Source organism: Pseudoalteromonas sp. SCSIO 43210, assembly GCF_054133285.1.
This window is the reverse complement of record NZ_CP087225.1, coordinates 1,867,923-1,884,358: the sequence shown is the minus strand read 5'-3', so window position 1 is coordinate 1,884,358 and position 16,436 is coordinate 1,867,923. Positions and strand designations below refer to the sequence as shown.

The 16,436-nt window shown below is 36.3% G+C and carries 11 protein-coding genes; 2 read left to right on the top strand and 9 right to left on the bottom strand.

The genetic code is table 11. The annotated features are described in order from the left end of the window. Nucleotides 1–293: 293 nt before the first annotated feature. From LOS73_RS08080 to LOS73_RS08065, 4 genes are all read right to left on the bottom strand, one after another. Nucleotides 294–1,277, bottom strand: a complete 984-nt coding sequence (locus tag LOS73_RS08080) for a sensor domain-containing diguanylate cyclase (RefSeq protein ID WP_007377824.1) — start codon at nucleotides 1,275–1,277, stop codon at nucleotides 294–296. 58 nt (nucleotides 1,278–1,335) lie between these two features. Continuing rightward, nucleotides 1,336–2,583 carry a DEAD/DEAH box helicase gene (locus tag LOS73_RS08075; protein WP_033038047.1) on the bottom strand — a complete coding sequence of 416 codons (1,248 nt, stop codon included), beginning with the start codon at nucleotides 2,581–2,583 and terminating at the stop codon, nucleotides 1,336–1,338. A gap of 176 nt (nucleotides 2,584–2,759) precedes the next feature. Beyond that, the gene (locus tag LOS73_RS08070) at nucleotides 2,760–3,461 is read right to left on the bottom strand and encodes a DUF3581 domain-containing protein (protein ID WP_033038045.1); all 702 of its coding nucleotides are present in this window, start codon (nucleotides 3,459–3,461) and stop codon (nucleotides 2,760–2,762) included. Between the two features lie 350 nt (nucleotides 3,462–3,811). Further along, nucleotides 3,812–5,242: a serine hydrolase domain-containing protein gene (locus tag LOS73_RS08065; RefSeq protein WP_033038043.1), complete on the bottom strand. Its 1,431-nt coding sequence runs from the start codon at nucleotides 5,240–5,242 to the stop codon at nucleotides 3,812–3,814. A 159-nt stretch (nucleotides 5,243–5,401) separates the two neighbouring features. Here LOS73_RS08065 and LOS73_RS08060 point away from each other — a divergent pair, with 159 nt between their 5' ends. Both LOS73_RS08060 and LOS73_RS08055 read left to right on the top strand, forming a co-directional pair. Further along, nucleotides 5,402–7,468, top strand: coding sequence for a winged helix-turn-helix domain-containing protein (locus LOS73_RS08060; protein ID WP_457934799.1), 2,067 nt, complete (start codon nucleotides 5,402–5,404; stop codon nucleotides 7,466–7,468). Between the two features lie 212 nt (nucleotides 7,469–7,680). Beyond that, nucleotides 7,681–9,501: a winged helix-turn-helix domain-containing protein gene (locus LOS73_RS08055; protein WP_457934798.1), complete on the top strand. Its 1,821-nt coding sequence runs from the start codon at nucleotides 7,681–7,683 to the stop codon at nucleotides 9,499–9,501. Nucleotides 9,502–9,574: 73 nt separating this feature from the next. Here LOS73_RS08055 and LOS73_RS08050 read toward each other — a convergent pair whose 3' ends face one another. From LOS73_RS08050 to LOS73_RS08030, 5 genes are all read right to left on the bottom strand, one after another. Then, the gene (locus tag LOS73_RS08050; RefSeq protein ID WP_457934797.1) at nucleotides 9,575–11,239 is read right to left on the bottom strand and encodes an SUMF1/EgtB/PvdO family nonheme iron enzyme; all 1,665 of its coding nucleotides are present in this window, start codon (nucleotides 11,237–11,239) and stop codon (nucleotides 9,575–9,577) included. Nucleotides 11,240–11,925: 686 nt separating this feature from the next. Beyond that, nucleotides 11,926–12,312, bottom strand: coding sequence for an SLATT domain-containing protein (locus LOS73_RS08045; RefSeq protein ID WP_457934796.1), 387 nt, complete (start codon nucleotides 12,310–12,312; stop codon nucleotides 11,926–11,928). Next, nucleotides 12,260–13,440, bottom strand: a protein-coding gene (locus LOS73_RS08040; RefSeq protein WP_096794087.1) for an IS3 family transposase whose coding sequence is annotated in 2 segments (ribosomal slippage) — nucleotides 12,260–13,182 and nucleotides 13,182–13,440 — 1,182 coding nt in all. Because the reading frame shifts where the segments join, the coding sequence is not laid out codon by codon here. Before LOS73_RS08040 ends, LOS73_RS08045 begins: the two co-directional genes overlap by 53 nt. 61 nt (nucleotides 13,441–13,501) lie before the next feature. Continuing rightward, nucleotides 13,502–13,816 (bottom strand): hypothetical protein, encoded by a 315-nt coding sequence (locus LOS73_RS08035; protein WP_457934795.1) that lies wholly within the window; start codon nucleotides 13,814–13,816, stop codon nucleotides 13,502–13,504. Continuing rightward, nucleotides 13,803–16,112: an ATP-binding protein gene (locus tag LOS73_RS08030; RefSeq protein ID WP_457934794.1), complete on the bottom strand. Its 2,310-nt coding sequence runs from the start codon at nucleotides 16,110–16,112 to the stop codon at nucleotides 13,803–13,805. Before LOS73_RS08030 ends, LOS73_RS08035 begins: the two co-directional genes overlap by 14 nt. Nucleotides 16,113–16,436: the final 324 nt, after the last annotated feature.

The window sequence follows — 16,436 nt, the reverse complement described above, 5'->3', positions numbered from 1 at the left end:
CCTTCTTGGCAAGCCTCATGGCTTGCTTTTTTATGTCCGTTCTTTGAAAAATTAATTAATAAATACAAGTAAAGATTTGCAGCTTAAGCTATCAATGAAAGCTATTTTTGGTTATTACTCTCAAGCCTTTTTAAGGCAACCCCCATCGATGAGCACATAACACCAAAAATTATTCCCTCATTAGATATAAATCTAATGCTAGGGAACGTTTCAAATAAGCTTATTATTGCTAAGGAAAAAATAAAACCTATCGCAGAAAAAACTAGCCAAGTTTGTGTGGCATGAACCTCCTTTTATAATTGTGCTTTTTTAGCGAGCTTATACGCTTGTTTATTTTTATACATTGCCTGGTCTGCATCATTTAATAGTTTTTCAAATGACTGCCTTTGTTTGTCAGTAAAGCTATAACCAATACTGAGCGATAAATCGCAAACGTCTTCTTTGAGTAAGGCTTTTGAATACTCAGTCGAAATTTTATCCATAATGTAGCCAATCTTACTTTTATCGCTTACTTGCATTACCACAACAAACTCATCACCTCCGATACGCCCGACTATATCAGCATCTCTTAAATGGGTTTTTAGCGTATCTGCCAATATAATTAAGGCTTTGTCACCCACTTCATGACCAAAGGTGTCATTTAATTTTTTAAAGTCGTTTATATCAATAAATAAACAACATACATCAAAACCTAAGCGTAGCGCTAAATTAAGCTTTTGCTGAGCGAGTAAACTAAGTGCTCGGCGGTTATAGATATTAGTTAGCGCATCGAGCATGGCTATTTCGCGCATTTGTTCATAACTATAAATAAGCGCTAAGTCGTCTTCAATTAAATCGCGTAGTTGTTCTATAAGCTCAAAATATTCATTGGTATAAGTTGTTTTTTTAGTGTCTTTTAAGCATAGCGTGCCAAATACTTCGCCTTCTGGCCAATGGATTGGTAAACCTAAGTAGGATTCAACACCATCTTCAACAACCTCCGGTAGAGTGTTCCATGCATCATTATTACTTGCATTATTAACGTATAAGGTATTGTTATTCTCTGCTACGTACTTACAAAAAAGAGGTGTTTGGGGAGGAAGGATAGGATTGGTCTCAAAGTTAGAGCCACCTTCGTTATTTCTAATAACAACGCGATAGCCTTTGCTTGTTGCCTGAACTATATAACCTGACGGGGCCGAAAATAGCCCCGTGATAAGATCAATTGTTTTTTGCCATTTATGCAAAGATATTTGGCCATCAATACCAGAAAATGCCCACTTATCAATTTCAAACATTGCTTTACCTCAGCTACTTATTAGCTTCAGTATAGGCAAAAAAGCAAAGGAAAAGCTATTATTTACGACGCCTACTTGGCTCTCTTTTTCCTGTGATGCGTTTTTTATCGCGATCTTTTCGCGACTTGTTGGTGTTTTTACGATTATCTTTTGGCTTTTTATTAGGATCTGGCTCGTAACCTTCTAACCACTGCGGCGTTAAACGCGTATCGAGTAGTACTTCAATTTCTTCTAGCAGCCATTGCTCATCAAGACTTACCAGCGACATAGCAAGTCCTTGTTCACCAGCACGACCTGTGCGGCCAATACGGTGCACGTAATCCTCGGCAATGTAAGGTAGTTCAAAGTTAATTACGTATCTAAGTGTAGAAATATCTAAACCACGCGCAGCTACATCGGTTGCAACAAGTACGCGCGTAATACCTTCTTTAAAGTTTTGCAATGCACGGTCGCGTGCGCCTTGCGATTTGTCGCCATGGATTGATTCGGTTTTTAAACCGTCTTTACACATTTCTTTAGAAAGCTGATCAGCCATTTGTTTTGTGCGAGTAAAAATAAGCACTTGGCGCCAGTTTTTCATGCCAATCATGTGCGATACAAGTTCGCGCTTGCGGTCTTCATCTACAGCGTAAATAACTTGCTCTACTTCAACTGCGGCTGAGTTGCGCTTATCAACTTCAATTAGTTCTGGATTTTTAAGTAGTTTTTTACTGAGTTCAAACACGCTGTCATCAAACGTAGCAGAAAAAAGTAGAGTTTGGCGATCGCCTGGAATATGTCGCAATATACGTCTTATTTCATCAATAAAGCCCATATCAAGCATACGGTCTGCTTCATCAAATACGAGCGAATCTACACTTGAAAGTACCACACTGCCTTTAACTATATGATCAAGCAAACGCCCTGGTGTGGCCACGATAACTTGTGCTGTTTTAAGTGCTTTTATTTGAGGGCCAATACTTGCGCCACCATAGGCTAAAGCGCCATTGATATGAGTGCCTTGTGCGTACTTTTCAAAGCTGGCAAATACTTGCTGAGCAAGCTCTCGTGTTGGCGTTAAAATTACAATCCGGGCAAGGCCTTGCTCATCTTTTTTAGGGGTATTTAAAAGCTTGTGCAATAAAGGTAAAACAAAGGCGGCAGTTTTACCCGTACCTGTTTGCGCGCTGCCCATTACATCACTTCCGGCTAAAATAGGCGGAATAGTTTTAATCTGAATTGCGGTAGGTTGAGTGTAATTATTTTGCTCAATCGCTGTTAATAATAACGGGTCGAGATTAAGTGATGAGAACGTAGTGGCAGACATAGGCTTAGCTTTAAAATAACAAAGAGCGCTATTGTACGCATATTACTGTACTGCGTAAATTAACCAGTCCAGAAAAGTATTTAATCGTGATTGCTCACTTTCGCTTTAGCGCTAAAACAATAAAAAAGGCGCTAAATAACAGCTGTATTTAGCGCCTTTTATAATTTGCTGTAGCTTTAAGCTGGCTTTAGTGTCGCTTTACGTTCGTTGTAAAACGCGATTAAATCGTCAACTGTTGCTTGGCAGTATTCGCGAATACCCGAAACCACCATGTGCTTTTCACCACTGCCCACTTTAACGCCGTTTTCTAACAGGTTAAAACGTAGTGTAATTTTTCCGCGCTTACCGGCATACTCAAAACTAGGCTCTGCAAACTCAAGTTCTGGTGCTGTTATATCAAGATTATCAAGATTGATAAGCATTGATTCGTAAATTACCATCGGACGAGCAGGGTTTATCATTACCTCTTGCTTGCCCATTAATGGGATAATTACATGCGGAAAGGTAGTACCAGAAAACTCAACATAATTTTTTATTAGACTATTAGTTAGTGCTGGGCATTGGCTGGTTTTACCGCTGCGCTTTACCTTTAAAATAACTTTTTCGCCATTGGTAACATCAAACTCATCGGCTCCCTCAGGGAAATGTAGTTTGGTGTTTTCATCAACCATACCGGCAAAAGTAAATTCCATTTGTTCACTAATACCGTAGCGGTCTAGTACCAATGAAAAAAGTAAGTCTCCTGGCGCGCAAAACTTTTTGGCATCTTTGTCATGAAGTGGATTGTAATCATCAGCAACGCATTTAGCGAAGCGACAACCTTGCTCACGAGAGATAGAAACATAATCAGCGTGCTGCTGAAAAAAAGGACTTAACATAGTGTGTTCACTGCTTAAACTGCTTATAACCTGTCCATACTACCAGAAAAAAAATACTGAGAGGTCGAATCTGTTAGATTAGTTACAACCAATGCTATATTCCACTTTTAAAGCACTGCGTTTAATAGATCACTTTTAGTGATTTTTTGCCTATTTGAATAAACACAAACTAGGCAAGTCGGGCTCAATTACTATTCAATCAATTTGATAATCGCCTTGCTACCAATCTGAGTCAATCGAGTAATGCCTAACGATTGTGCGAAAAATATAAAAGTAGGCACCTGCTAATATTTAAAAAGGGACTGGAGAAAAGACCAATCCCGTCAACTTATTTCCTTAGAACGTATTTATTACAAACGCTCTATCAACTGATCTACTTTTGCTACAATAGGCCATGCTGAAGATTGAAAGTTACCTAATACCACTAAAATGTAACCTTTGTCTTGATACATATTTAGTCTGGCAGTCATACCTAAATGAGCACCATTATGACCCACTATTTTGTTATTATCAGCGCCTCTCACTGAAAATCCATACCCCCAGTTTTCTGCACCAAGTTCGGGCTTAGAAGTAAGAGCTTCTTGGGAAAGTTTACGACTAATTAAAGTTCCATTTTGCATTGCTAAAGCGAACTTATGTAAATCGCCTACTGTCGAATACCCACCTCCAGCGGGACCCCCTTTAACTGATTGAAACATTAAGTTTTCAGTAATTTCTCCAGTTTCTACTGAAAACCAATAGTTACGCGCAGTGTTCTTTATAGGCACATCCAAATCAAAACTACCACTATGTTGCATATTAGCTTTCTGATAGATGTTTTTATCAATGTATTTAAAATAACTTTCCTTAGTAACAGATTCAATCACCTGACCAAGTAATAACATACCTGTATTACTATATCGCCATTGAGAGCCTGGTTTAAACGTTGTTTCAATGGAGCTGTATAAGTGTTGAATATCTTCAAGTGAACGTACTTTATGCTGTATTTCGTCAAACCCAGCTATATTACTAATACCTGATGTATGACTTAGTAAGTGGTGAATCTGGATTTTATCAAAGTCTCCCTTACCTAAAAGGGTTTTATCAATGAACTTAGTAATCGGATCATCAAGCAATACTTTTCCTGCTTCAACAAGTTGCAAAATAGCGACGCTAGTAAACATCTTATTCATCGAACCTATTTGAAATTTAGTATCTAAATTATTTTTAACGTCATAGCGTCGAGAGGCTAAGCCATGCGCTTTAGTAAATAAAACTTTGTTACCTTTGGCAAGCAGTATTGTTCCTGAAAAAATGCCATTTATAGCAAGTAGATTGCTATAATTTTTTACCTCATTAACTAATTGTGACTCAGTTAAAGAAATCATATCAAGGCTTTTGGGATTTTCTCCAACAAACCAGCCCGTAACGGCTTGTTCTTCGTTAAAATCGATAACTATTTCGTACTGCATGTCGGTATTTTTTGAATACACTTTACTAATGTGCTGTATGCGGTTATTGGAAGTATCAAGCTCCGTTGAAAGTAGGCTTAATGACCCATGAAAAAGTGCTACGTTCATCGAATAACCAACATAACGATCTTTTCCTGTATTATCCCAGCGAGAAAGTGCATCCGGCGAAAAGTTTTTTACAATAAAATCTTCGACCTGTTTTAAATCTTTGCTGTTTAAAACAGATATAAACTCATCAGCTAGCTTATTGTAGTTTAGCTTATCTGCTGCTAGCGCTTGATTGCAGATAATTGTTATTAAAAATAATAGTGTTACTAAATATCGCTTCATAATGTATTCCTTTTGTAATTTATTTATTAATATGGCGCTGACCTTTCGATTCCTTTTTAACTGTTGTTACCAAGAGAAAGCGATGAATTAGTAATTAAGAAAACGTTAAGAAAAGCTTAAGGGATATATATCTATTAATAACAGTGGGATGGGAAAGGTTTGAGCGTAAACGAACTACCAAATAAATTTTATATTGATGATTTTTTAATTAATATCAAAACCGGTGAGATTATATATAAAGAAAAATCTCAGGTAATTGAACCAAAAGTAATGGCGCTTTTGAAGGCGTTGGCACAAAACCCCAAAAAAGTTATTGCAGCTGAAACGCTTTTTGAAATTGTTTGGCCTCAGGCAATTTACAGTCCAAACTCAGTTCGTAGAAATATAGCCTTGTTAAGGCAAGCGTTATCTGATGACAACAAACGCATTATTAAAACACATCCTAAACGAGGCTACAGCCTAGACTCCGAAGTTAGCTTTCCAGAAAAAAAAGCAAAAGCATCATCAAGAAAAAGCCCCCTTATAAAGTATTTAAAATTATCTTTACTCCTCATTCCTGTTTTCATCCTAATTAGCGTATTTTTTAATTTATCAGATACAAGCAAACAGGTTTCTTTGTTAAACCTAAAACCAATAACTGCAAGCAATGAACAAGAGCGCTATATGCAAATCAGTCCTGATGGACGATTTATGGCGTATATTCAAAATTCCAATCAACCAAACAAGAGAAAAATATTAATTAAAGATCTAGTAACTGGCTCAAGTTGGCCCTTAAAGGATACTTTAAACGCATATACCTACCTTGCATGGGATTCTCACAAAAATGCCTTGGTGTATTCATGCCAAGGTGAGAAAGGTATTTCATTTAATCGCTTGCTACTCGACGCACAATTAAAAGTAGTAAGTGAAGAGCTACTTTTTTCGCGTAGCGATATAACTTGGAATAGTTTATTTTTTATAGATAAGCGCCAACAACTTTATTATTTGGCCAATCAAAACAGTTCTGAGCATAGCCGAAACGTTAGTTTATATCGGCATAATTTGGAGTCAGGACAAACTGAAAAACTACTTAAACCAAATGACTACTTTAAGCCTTATAAGCTTGCTTTGTCTCCGTCTCAAACACAATTAGCGTTAGTCGGTTTTAATAAACAAGCATTATCAGAAGTAAAGTTGTTAAACTTAGATAGTAATGATGTTGTCTCAATCAGACAAATAGATCATAACTGGTACTTCTTAACTTGGTTTGAAAACAGTGAATCTTTATTGCTTAGTAATGGCAGTGAATTAAAGCAACTCTCATTAAATGGTGACCTCACAACGCTTAACTACAAAAGTTATAACTTTTTAGTTTATCCGCAAATTATTAAAGATAAAGTGTACTTTATTGAAGCTAAATCAGATCAAGACATTTTACTGAGTAAATTAAAACAGCTTTCACCTCCCCAAAAAATAATAAACTCAAATACAATTGATAAAGCTGCAGCGCTTTCAGCAGATGAAAAACACATAGCCTATATATCAACAAAAAATGGCTATCCTCAGATTTTTGTCAAACATCTTGAGACAGGCAAAGAACGAATGTTATTCGAAAATTTAAAGCAAGAACTTGCTTTAACCAAACCAGTTTGGCACTGGTCAGGAAAGCGTATAGCGAGCAGTGTAAATAACAAACCGTTTATTATTGAGTTGGAGTCAAACCTATTCTCGATAAAATGGCTAAACGTGATTATTGGTGAGCCTATAGCTTGGTACAACAAATCTGACGCTATATTGTATGTTGATAAAAAAACTCACAATGATGAACTAGTAAAGTTTAATTTTACAACTGATGAAAGAACGACATTAAAAATAAAACGAGCACATGATACATTCTTTTTAAACCATAAAGACGAACTACTGAGCTTTGTAAAAGGTCAAGTTATACCTCATGATTCAGATAACACTTTACTCAAAAGTCCCTATTTATTTACTCAAATATATCCCGAAAAAAATGGTTTTTATTATCAATACACACAAAATGGCAAGCCATTAATAAACTATTATGATTACGAGTTAGGTGTACAAAATTTAAGTAGTAAAACCGAAGAGTTTTGTGCGAAATTTTGTGATCAAATAACCGCAGTAAGTGACAATATAATCTTACTCAAAAGCAAACATAAATCGGCAGACATTTTGGTTTTAGATATTACTTCAAAAAGCACAAAAGTGAGGGGGAGTTTATAGTTTCATAGCAACCAATCCTCAATCGGGGATTGCGTTGCCCTCGCCCACTGGACTCACAATTATTTGCGACAAGCATGGATGGCCCCCTTTAGCTGCACAGGATACAGGGCCATAGTATTTTTAATATATGATTAACAAACTTATACTCTTTATCAGCTAATAAGTTAAGATGAGTGAAATAAATAACCAAATGATCCATTTTTATAAAAACAATGCGTTATAAATTTAATAATTTTGAATTTGATAGTACAAGCTGTGTACTAAAAAAAAATGGTGATGACTTAGCCATTCGACACAATGAAGCCAAAGTACTAAAACTATTGCTAGAGCATTCGAATCAAGTCTTTAGCAAAGAAGATATTTTATCTCATGTCTGGCAAAATAAAGTTGTATCGGAACAAGCTGTTTTTCAAAGTATTAGCAATCTAAGGAGACTGTTGGGTAACCACGCAATTAAAACCTTTTCAAAACGAGGTTATCAGTGGCAACTCCAAATTGATTCTAAACATTCTGATATTGAGGCACACTGCAACATCAGTCAAAATAAACCACTGCAGCATGCAAATACTTTATCAAAACCAAAAAACCGAAACCATTGGATAACCATTGCACTTACCGGTATTGCCCTTCTTGTATTTACTATCATTAATAACAGTACTGACCAACCTCAAACAGATGAGAGCTCAGTTATTAATATTTCTTATATAGCAATAAGCAATCAACGAGGGACGGAAACCTTTAAACTCAATGATACTGAACTCTTTAACTTTACCGAATTACCTCAGCTAAATACGGCGCATTTTCAGGTTTCAGCGGAGTTTGAATACCCGCTTTTAGCAAAAGAACACCCATTGATTTTATCTGGCACTATTCGCACACATCATAATTTGACATATATTGATTTTATATTAAAAGGCCCGTTTGCAGATTGGCAAGGGCAATTATCTGGAGTAAATCAACAAGCCGCTTTAAATCAGTTACAACAACATTTACAGCAGCCAGTTATTTTAAAATTACTTAATAAAGCCCAAACACTCGAACTCAAGCAAGCAAATTTATCCATTGCTCATCAGCAAGCACCACATGATCTCATTATCCTTGGTCATCTAGCTAATACTTATATAATGATGGGAGAACTTGATAAAGCGATGGTGATGGCAAATAAACTAGAAAAAATAGCTATTTCACAAAATAAGACACACCATGTAGGTAATGCTTTGCTCTTTCAAAGTGAGGTATTAATCCGTAAAGAGCTATTTGATTTAAGTAAATATAAGCTCAGTAATGCTATTAAGCAGTATCAAAGTATTAATGATTTACACAGACAAGCAGACGCGTGGTTTACGCAATCTTGGATAGACCATAACCAAGGCAATTACCAAGCAATTAAACAAAGCCTACTTAATTCAGTGCAATTAGCTTTTGATGCACAAGATAAACGACGAGAGCTAAGCGCCTTAACTTATCTATCTGTATTAGCCCATAAGCATCAGCAAGAGGATGATAAATACCTTTATTTACAACAAGCAGAAAATAAAATTAAGGATTATCAAATACCTAACTATCACTTTGCTATAGTACCGTATCACTATGCTATTTTTGCTAAAAGCCCACAAGATAAAGAGCCTCATTTAAAACAAGTACTAGAGCTTGCTACATTAACACCTGATTTTTGGGCTGCACAAAGCAGTCGTCAGCAATTGATGGAATATTATATAAATCAAAATAATCTGGCAGAAGCACAAAATCTTATTAATGGTATTACTACGGATAATGCCAAGAACTCCTACTTAAAAACATTGTTAGCTCAAGCACTGAAAAATGATGATGCATTTACAACTCATGCACAGCGCACTTTTGAGCAAGCTGAGTTGGCGGGTGATCTTTATCTCAGCTTAGATATGGCGTTACTAATTTGTAGCTCCCAAAGTATGCAAGATAATTATGATTTTTATTCTCAATATATTGATAAAAAAGGGACTGACTACTGGCGACGTAATAATGAAAAAAAACTGTTAGCATTAAATTTATAATGTTATCCAAAACTGGATTTAAAATAGTAAGAGACAGCAATACCACGGCCTCTTATTTTATACTTTACAGAAACTAATTTGGGTTAAAGCTTACCCAATTTAATTTCCAGTTTTTATCAAGTGATTTTAGGGTCAGCTTATTTTCACCTTGTTTCAGATAAAAATAAGTGGATCCTCTTTGTGTTTGCCATTTTTTATAACCACCTGTACTCGTTATTTTTTCTACTGCTAATTCCTTACCATTGATTACAACTGCAAAACCTTTTGTATCTCTAGGAGCCGCTACACGGTAGCTAAGGTTATAATTTCCTGAGTGTGCAACTTCAAGCTGATAGTTTATTATCGCATTATCACTAATTCCCTCCCCTCCAGTTAAATTAAATTTACCATCAATATCAGAGGTTCTTCCTATGCTAGCGTTACTGAACTTAATGGCAGATTCTGCTTCCACTCTGCCAGGTGCATGCACCCATGATGTCGGCGTTTTTACGACATTACTGTAATCACCTTGTTGGTTATGCCTTACCGCAACAACAGTATATTCATATTGATGGTTATCTATATTGGCATCTTTAAATGTAGTTTCAATTATATTTGCAGCCAATAGTTTAAACACGCCGCCAGTAGCTGCATTTCTATAGATTCGATAACTTTCAATATCACTTTGGGAACTTTTATCCCACTTTAAGGTAATAATACCCGCTTCTTTATCTAGTTTTAAGTTTGTTACAGTGGCAGGGTAAGGTAAAACAGCATCACGCCTTAATTGTTCACTGCGTTGAGCTGTTTTGAGCGCTTTGATAAATTTTACAGTGTTGCTAGGTATAGCTGGAGCAGCTCCATCTAGTGCAATTCGAAACCCCTCTACCGCCCCTACAAAATCCTCACCCACAACGCCCCTCTGGCTTACGGGAAAAGTATTCCAATGCCAACTACCTCCTCGTGCTACCCTGTATTTACAATCATTATCTATCCAAGCCTGACCATTATTGTGCGCGTTTTTATAATTATCTTTATAACAATCAGTAATGAACTCAACCACATTACTAACGATATCGTGCAATCCAAAAGGATTAGGTTTGTACATTCCAACGATGCTTGCATAAGCCGCGTGATCAACACAGTTCGATTTGCCATTAAAAAAATTGACATAACTCGTACTCGAGTCCCGTTGTAAAATATTCTCACCGGTTAAGTCGGCGGTGTTTTCGTATTCACAAACTAAGGCTTGTTCAAGATCGTCACCAAAGTAATACTTACTAGTTGTACCAGCCCTCGCCGCATATTCCCACTCTGCTTCACTCGGTAAACGATAAGGACGGCCAGTTTTTTTTGCTAGCCACTGAGTATACGCGTTGGCTGCGAGCCAACCAATGCAATTTACTGGTTGAAAATCACTAGTATTGAGAGAGTTATTCTCCCATGAACCATTGGTTTCTCCATAATTAAACCAACCATTTAACTGATGAATGCACTTGGTTGGCATTTCATAATCAGTTTCTTCAACAAACTGCCGAAACTCTCTTACGGTTACTTCATATTTCCCTAAACTAAACTCAGTTAGTGTCACTTTATGAATAGGTTGAGCATCTTCGTCTTCGGTGTTACCCATTTGAAAACTACCAGCAGGGATAGTTACCATAATGGGCTCAATTAGCTCACTGGCATTTTGATTAGCATAAAGTACAGCGCTATTTACTGATAAAAATAGGGGGATTATTAGTTTGTTTAGTTTCATTTACCTTTCCTTCTTAATGAAAGTGCCATCATGAAAAAATAAGCAAAATAAATCTTATGAAAAACCTAAACACTTATAAAAATAGAAAAAATATAGATAAACAAACCCTAATCACAAAACAACCTGACACAAAAAAGTCGAGCTTATTTTACTAAGTTCGGCTTTTAATACCTTTAAAAACAGACTATTGAGCCGTTATTATTAAATATTATACGCTTGGGTATTCGCGGTATGCGCGCTCTATATTTTTAGCCTGCTTTTTTAGAAATACCTAAATGAGTAAGTGCTACACGTAAACGAGTTAGAGTAGGTGTCTAGTTTAATTATTTTACGATGAATCAACTTACTTAACTGCATTGAAAAGTAAGGGATCACCGCTGTTAAAATTTGCGATGGAAAGTGAGCTTTAGCGCTTGCCGTCCACCTCAGGCCGTGTTGTTAGCCTTTTGGTAATAGCGGAACCAATATATCACTAAGAACAGATATGATTTTTAGCATATCTAAGATTATTAACGAAGCCATTAAAAACATAAAAACAGGGCCAATAAATGTAAACCACTTTCTCAGGTACGCATTAATAATGACAACTAACCTCTTAACTCCATTCAAATTATAAATAGTGGAAAGGTGCAAACGCGCAAAACAATAATCAACTCGAGCATGATTTTCTGAGTCGACTTCAATATCTAAATAACGGTTATGAAAGTCTTGATAACATGGTGATTATTATTATTTAGATCAAAGCTTAGCTGTCTTTGTAATTCTTTAATTTTATCTCCACATTGATTTAACTTCTCAGCTCTCAAACTATACTGTGCTTTGGTGTTTATTACAGAAAACACTAAAACAGAAACAGCCAAAAAGACTTGAATTACATTCATCAAAACCGTAGGAAAAGAAAACTCTAATCCCGCAATCTGCATTAGAGGCATAAAAATTAGAAGCATAGATAATAAGGTTGTTGTATGGGATGCGACTTCTCCTAAGTGCTTTAGTCTTGCTGAAGCCAGGTTGTAGTGGTCAACTAATTTTGGCCACAGTTTTAGAATCTTGATATCTAACCTCAGATTCATTTGGCGCTAAACCGGCATTATAATGATGCGGCCTAACATTGTTGTAATATCCATTTATGTAATCACTTACGCTATATTTAGCGTCTATAAAGTTTCCATATCCAATCTTTGGCATCCATTCCGTCTTAAAGCTTCTAAAAAACCGCTCCATTGGCGCATTATCCCAACAATTTCCACGTCTACTCATACTTTGTGTGATTTTATAGCGCCATAAACGTTGGCGATATTTTAAACTTGTATAATGGCTACCTTGGTCTGAATGGAACATGAGTCCTGTCGGTTTCCCTCTGCTTTCATATGCGAGTTCAAGCGCTTTTAGCGTTAAATTAGTATCTGGTGACAACGACATTGCCCAGCCAACCACTTTGCGTGCAAATAAATCAATAACCACGGCTAAATAAGCCCAGCGATTGCCTGTCCAAATATACGTCACATCACCGCACCACACGGTATCCGGCTCAACAACATCAAACTGTCTATCAAGCAGGTTTGGGATTTCAAGGTGTTCATTACCACCACGTTTATATGAATGTTGAGGTACTTGGCAGCTTTCGAGCTTTAATTTAACCATTAGCTTAGCTGCACGATAACGGCTCAATTCAAAATCATTGTTCGTTGCTATCGCTGCGATTGTCCGTGCCCCTGCTGAACCACCACTCATCGCATGTATTGCTTTTACTTCAGCCTCTAATCTTGCTTGCTCAGGTGTCGGCGCTGTATCCCGTATGGCCCAGTACTTATAGCTGCTGCGATGCACATTGAATACGCTACACAGCAGACTAATTGGATAACGCTCTCGTTGATTTAACTTCTCGATTAACGAGAATTGTTCAGGGAGTCGGACATCAAGAGAGCGGTAGCCTTTTTTAATATATCCTTTTCTAATTCAATGCGTTGGATTTGTTTTTTAAGTTCGCGGATTTCAATTTGTTCGGGCGTCATTGGTGACGCTGATGGTGACTGACCATTGCGTTCTAGCTTTAATTGAGTAACCCACTTACTTACGGTTGATTTACCCACCCCCATAGCTTTTGCTGCGTCTTCTTGCGTATAACCTTGGTCTACTACAAGCTGAGCCGTTTCTAATTTAATTGCCGCTGAATATGTTGCGCGTTTTAATTTCGTCATTTTTTCACCCAAATTTGTATGCTTATTAGCATAACATTTCTTTCTTAATGGGTGGCCAAAATCACTGTACCACTACATATATAGCGACTATAGCTTTTTTTCGAGTCATTATTGACTTGATAACTTTTAAACCATCCGTATTCCCATGATTCGAGGCATCACCTTCCTCCTCTAAACGAATGTCTACAACAGCAGCGCTAAAAGAGAATGTCTCTAACTTACCTTCTGCCTCAGAAAATGACTTTGCATACTCAGCATAGAAAATATACTTATTACCTGCATTAGTTGCTAATGCGTTAAATTGCTTTATTGAAGTTTGCCAAGATGTAATTTCCTCATTTTTATCTTCAATGATTAAAAGATTAATTTTTTTCATTGCTACTTTCCTTACTCACACTTGGGAACTCAATTACAAATTTAGTCATTTCTGCTTCTTTATCAAAATACATATCGCCATCACTATTTCTAATAGCCTCTCTTGCTATTACAAGTCCCAATCCGTGCCCATGTGTTTTAAGAGAAAAACCAGCCTCAAATAACTTTTCATGATGCATTTCATTTATTATTGGCCCATTATTTTCAATGATAAGTATAACTTTATTAGCTTCTACACGAGCTTGAACCGTTATAACTTTATCTGCCAATTCAATAATACCAAGCCAATGAGCTGCATTTATAATTACATTCATTAAAGCTGCTTGTAAGTCAGCATTAAAACCGTAACAAAAAATGTCATCAGGGCAGCTAATCTCTAAAACAACATCATTTTCTTTGCGAATATAATTAGTTAATCTTTGGGTATTCTCTATAACTTCCAAAACGTTAAAAAAAGATGGCTTTCCTCGTTTTCTACCAGATATAGGATCTATATCTTTAAATAATTTAGTAATACCTTGTGTGCCACCGTCTAGTACCTGTAGTGCATTTGGTAAATCTGTTCTTGCAATATCACCTAATTCATTATCTTCAATAAAATATGAACCAAATTGATTTAAAAACTCTTTAGTTTCATTAATTGAACTTAGGTAGGCTCTTCCTTCATGCAATAGCTCAGCTACGACATTACCTAATGCTGCCCTCGTTTCAAGAAGTTGTAAATATTCCTTCATCCCTGTTAAAACTTTTTCCATTTCATTCGAAGTTTTACTCACTTCAGCCTGGATAGCTTTTTTATCCTCTTTTGATAAATTTGCAATTGAATCTATGGCAGCATTAACTTTATTAAACTTTGCAATTTCAAAAGCTGAGTCAAAGTCTTTCTTTGGTTTTCGGCTTATGCCAGCTTTTTCTCTAAATGTATGGCGTTCTGCTTCTATATGCTTAAGCAGTTCATTTAACAACCTCTTGAGCCTTTTGAATGAGCCGTTCTCTTCTAAGCCCTCACGGCTACTTCTTTCAACTAAGCTAGACTGTGCTTCATCTTGTATAATTACTTCACCACCAATTTGGCCATGGCCAACACGAAAGGACGGGTTTTGTACTCTTCGTTTCTCCAGGTTAAGCCAATCGTGGTCGTGATGGCCATATGGCCGTACCCTAAAATTGTTCCTATAAATACCGATACCTGTATTTTGAGCTATAAACTCTCTTTTTTCTTTTACAGAAAAGCTATTTGTATTCAACCCCATTTGTGTAAATAAGCGTTTAAGTGACTCGGGTTCCAAGTCGAATAACTTTAAAGTTACTTCAGTAACACCACACGAAGTTTCATTAATTTTGTAACTCGGAGCTTCTAGCGTGATATCTTTTTTTTCGTTATCACCTCTTACTATTTGATAATAACCTGTAAAATGACCATCACTATCAAACGATCCTTTTACATAATAATCAGAATGCTCTCCTAAGGTATAAGGATTGATAATAAACTGATCTTTGTCCGATAACTCTTCATCGTCTAATAAACTATCTAAAGTACGATTGCACTGATCAAAAAGCTCTGCTCCGTCAAAATCATAAGGCGAAAAATCAACTTCTTTTGATTTTTTATTCTTCAATTTTAAATATTTAGCCCTTTCTTCAGAAAGTTTAAAGCTAGATAAATCAAGCTTTATATTAAATGAGTCGATGCAATATTTATCATGTTTAGCTAGCCTCCTTAATTCTTGAATTAGATCACTAATCTGTGTTTTATCCCAGATATCTTTTAAGTTTTTGACTTCAATTGTGAGACCTGGAGATATATCAGAGTCTAATACTTCTAGATCCTCAACTATAATATCTATATCTTCCAAGTAATTGGCCTGCTCGAATATCTCCCAATTAATAAAAAGTCTACTTTTCTGTAAGTTACCATTAACTTCAGCAAGTGAGGTTAGCTCAACAGTGTGACCAATTCTGGAAGTAGCAAACCTACCAACACCTTTGGCTCCTAATACACTTCTTTTACCAGATCTAGATTTTGAATTTTTTGATTTTATATCGGTTGCTGGCTCTAACCAAATTCCTGTAATATCATCTAAACTCATTCCATGACCATTATCTTTAATAGTGATTTTTCCACCATATTCTAGAGCTTCTTTTTTGTATTTACCTGGCTCTATTTTGATATCAACTTGTTCAGCATCAGCATCATAAGAATTCTTAACTAATTCCAAAATTGCCGCTACTGGACCACTAATTAACTTATCCCCAATAGATCTTATTAATCTAGCTCTTGGTTTAAACTTTGCCATGTAAACCTCTTATTGATTCATATAAGAGTAGTTGTTACTAATCTTATTTTAATTTGAATGACATTTAGAATGCCATTATCTAATATTAATTTTTCAATTTTAAATAATAAACTCGGTTGATTATAAACACCAATCTACCAACACACTCCAACTCCCCGTGATCACACCTGAAACTTAGTTAATGATGAGTAATTTACAGCATGGATGCTGTACAAAGCGTAGCTTGGCCATGGATGGCCTATCTACGCTGATTACGTTCACATCATTAACGTAAGTTGAAGATAAAGTGTGATCCTCGGGTGCGCCGTGGGTGACGAGTGACCG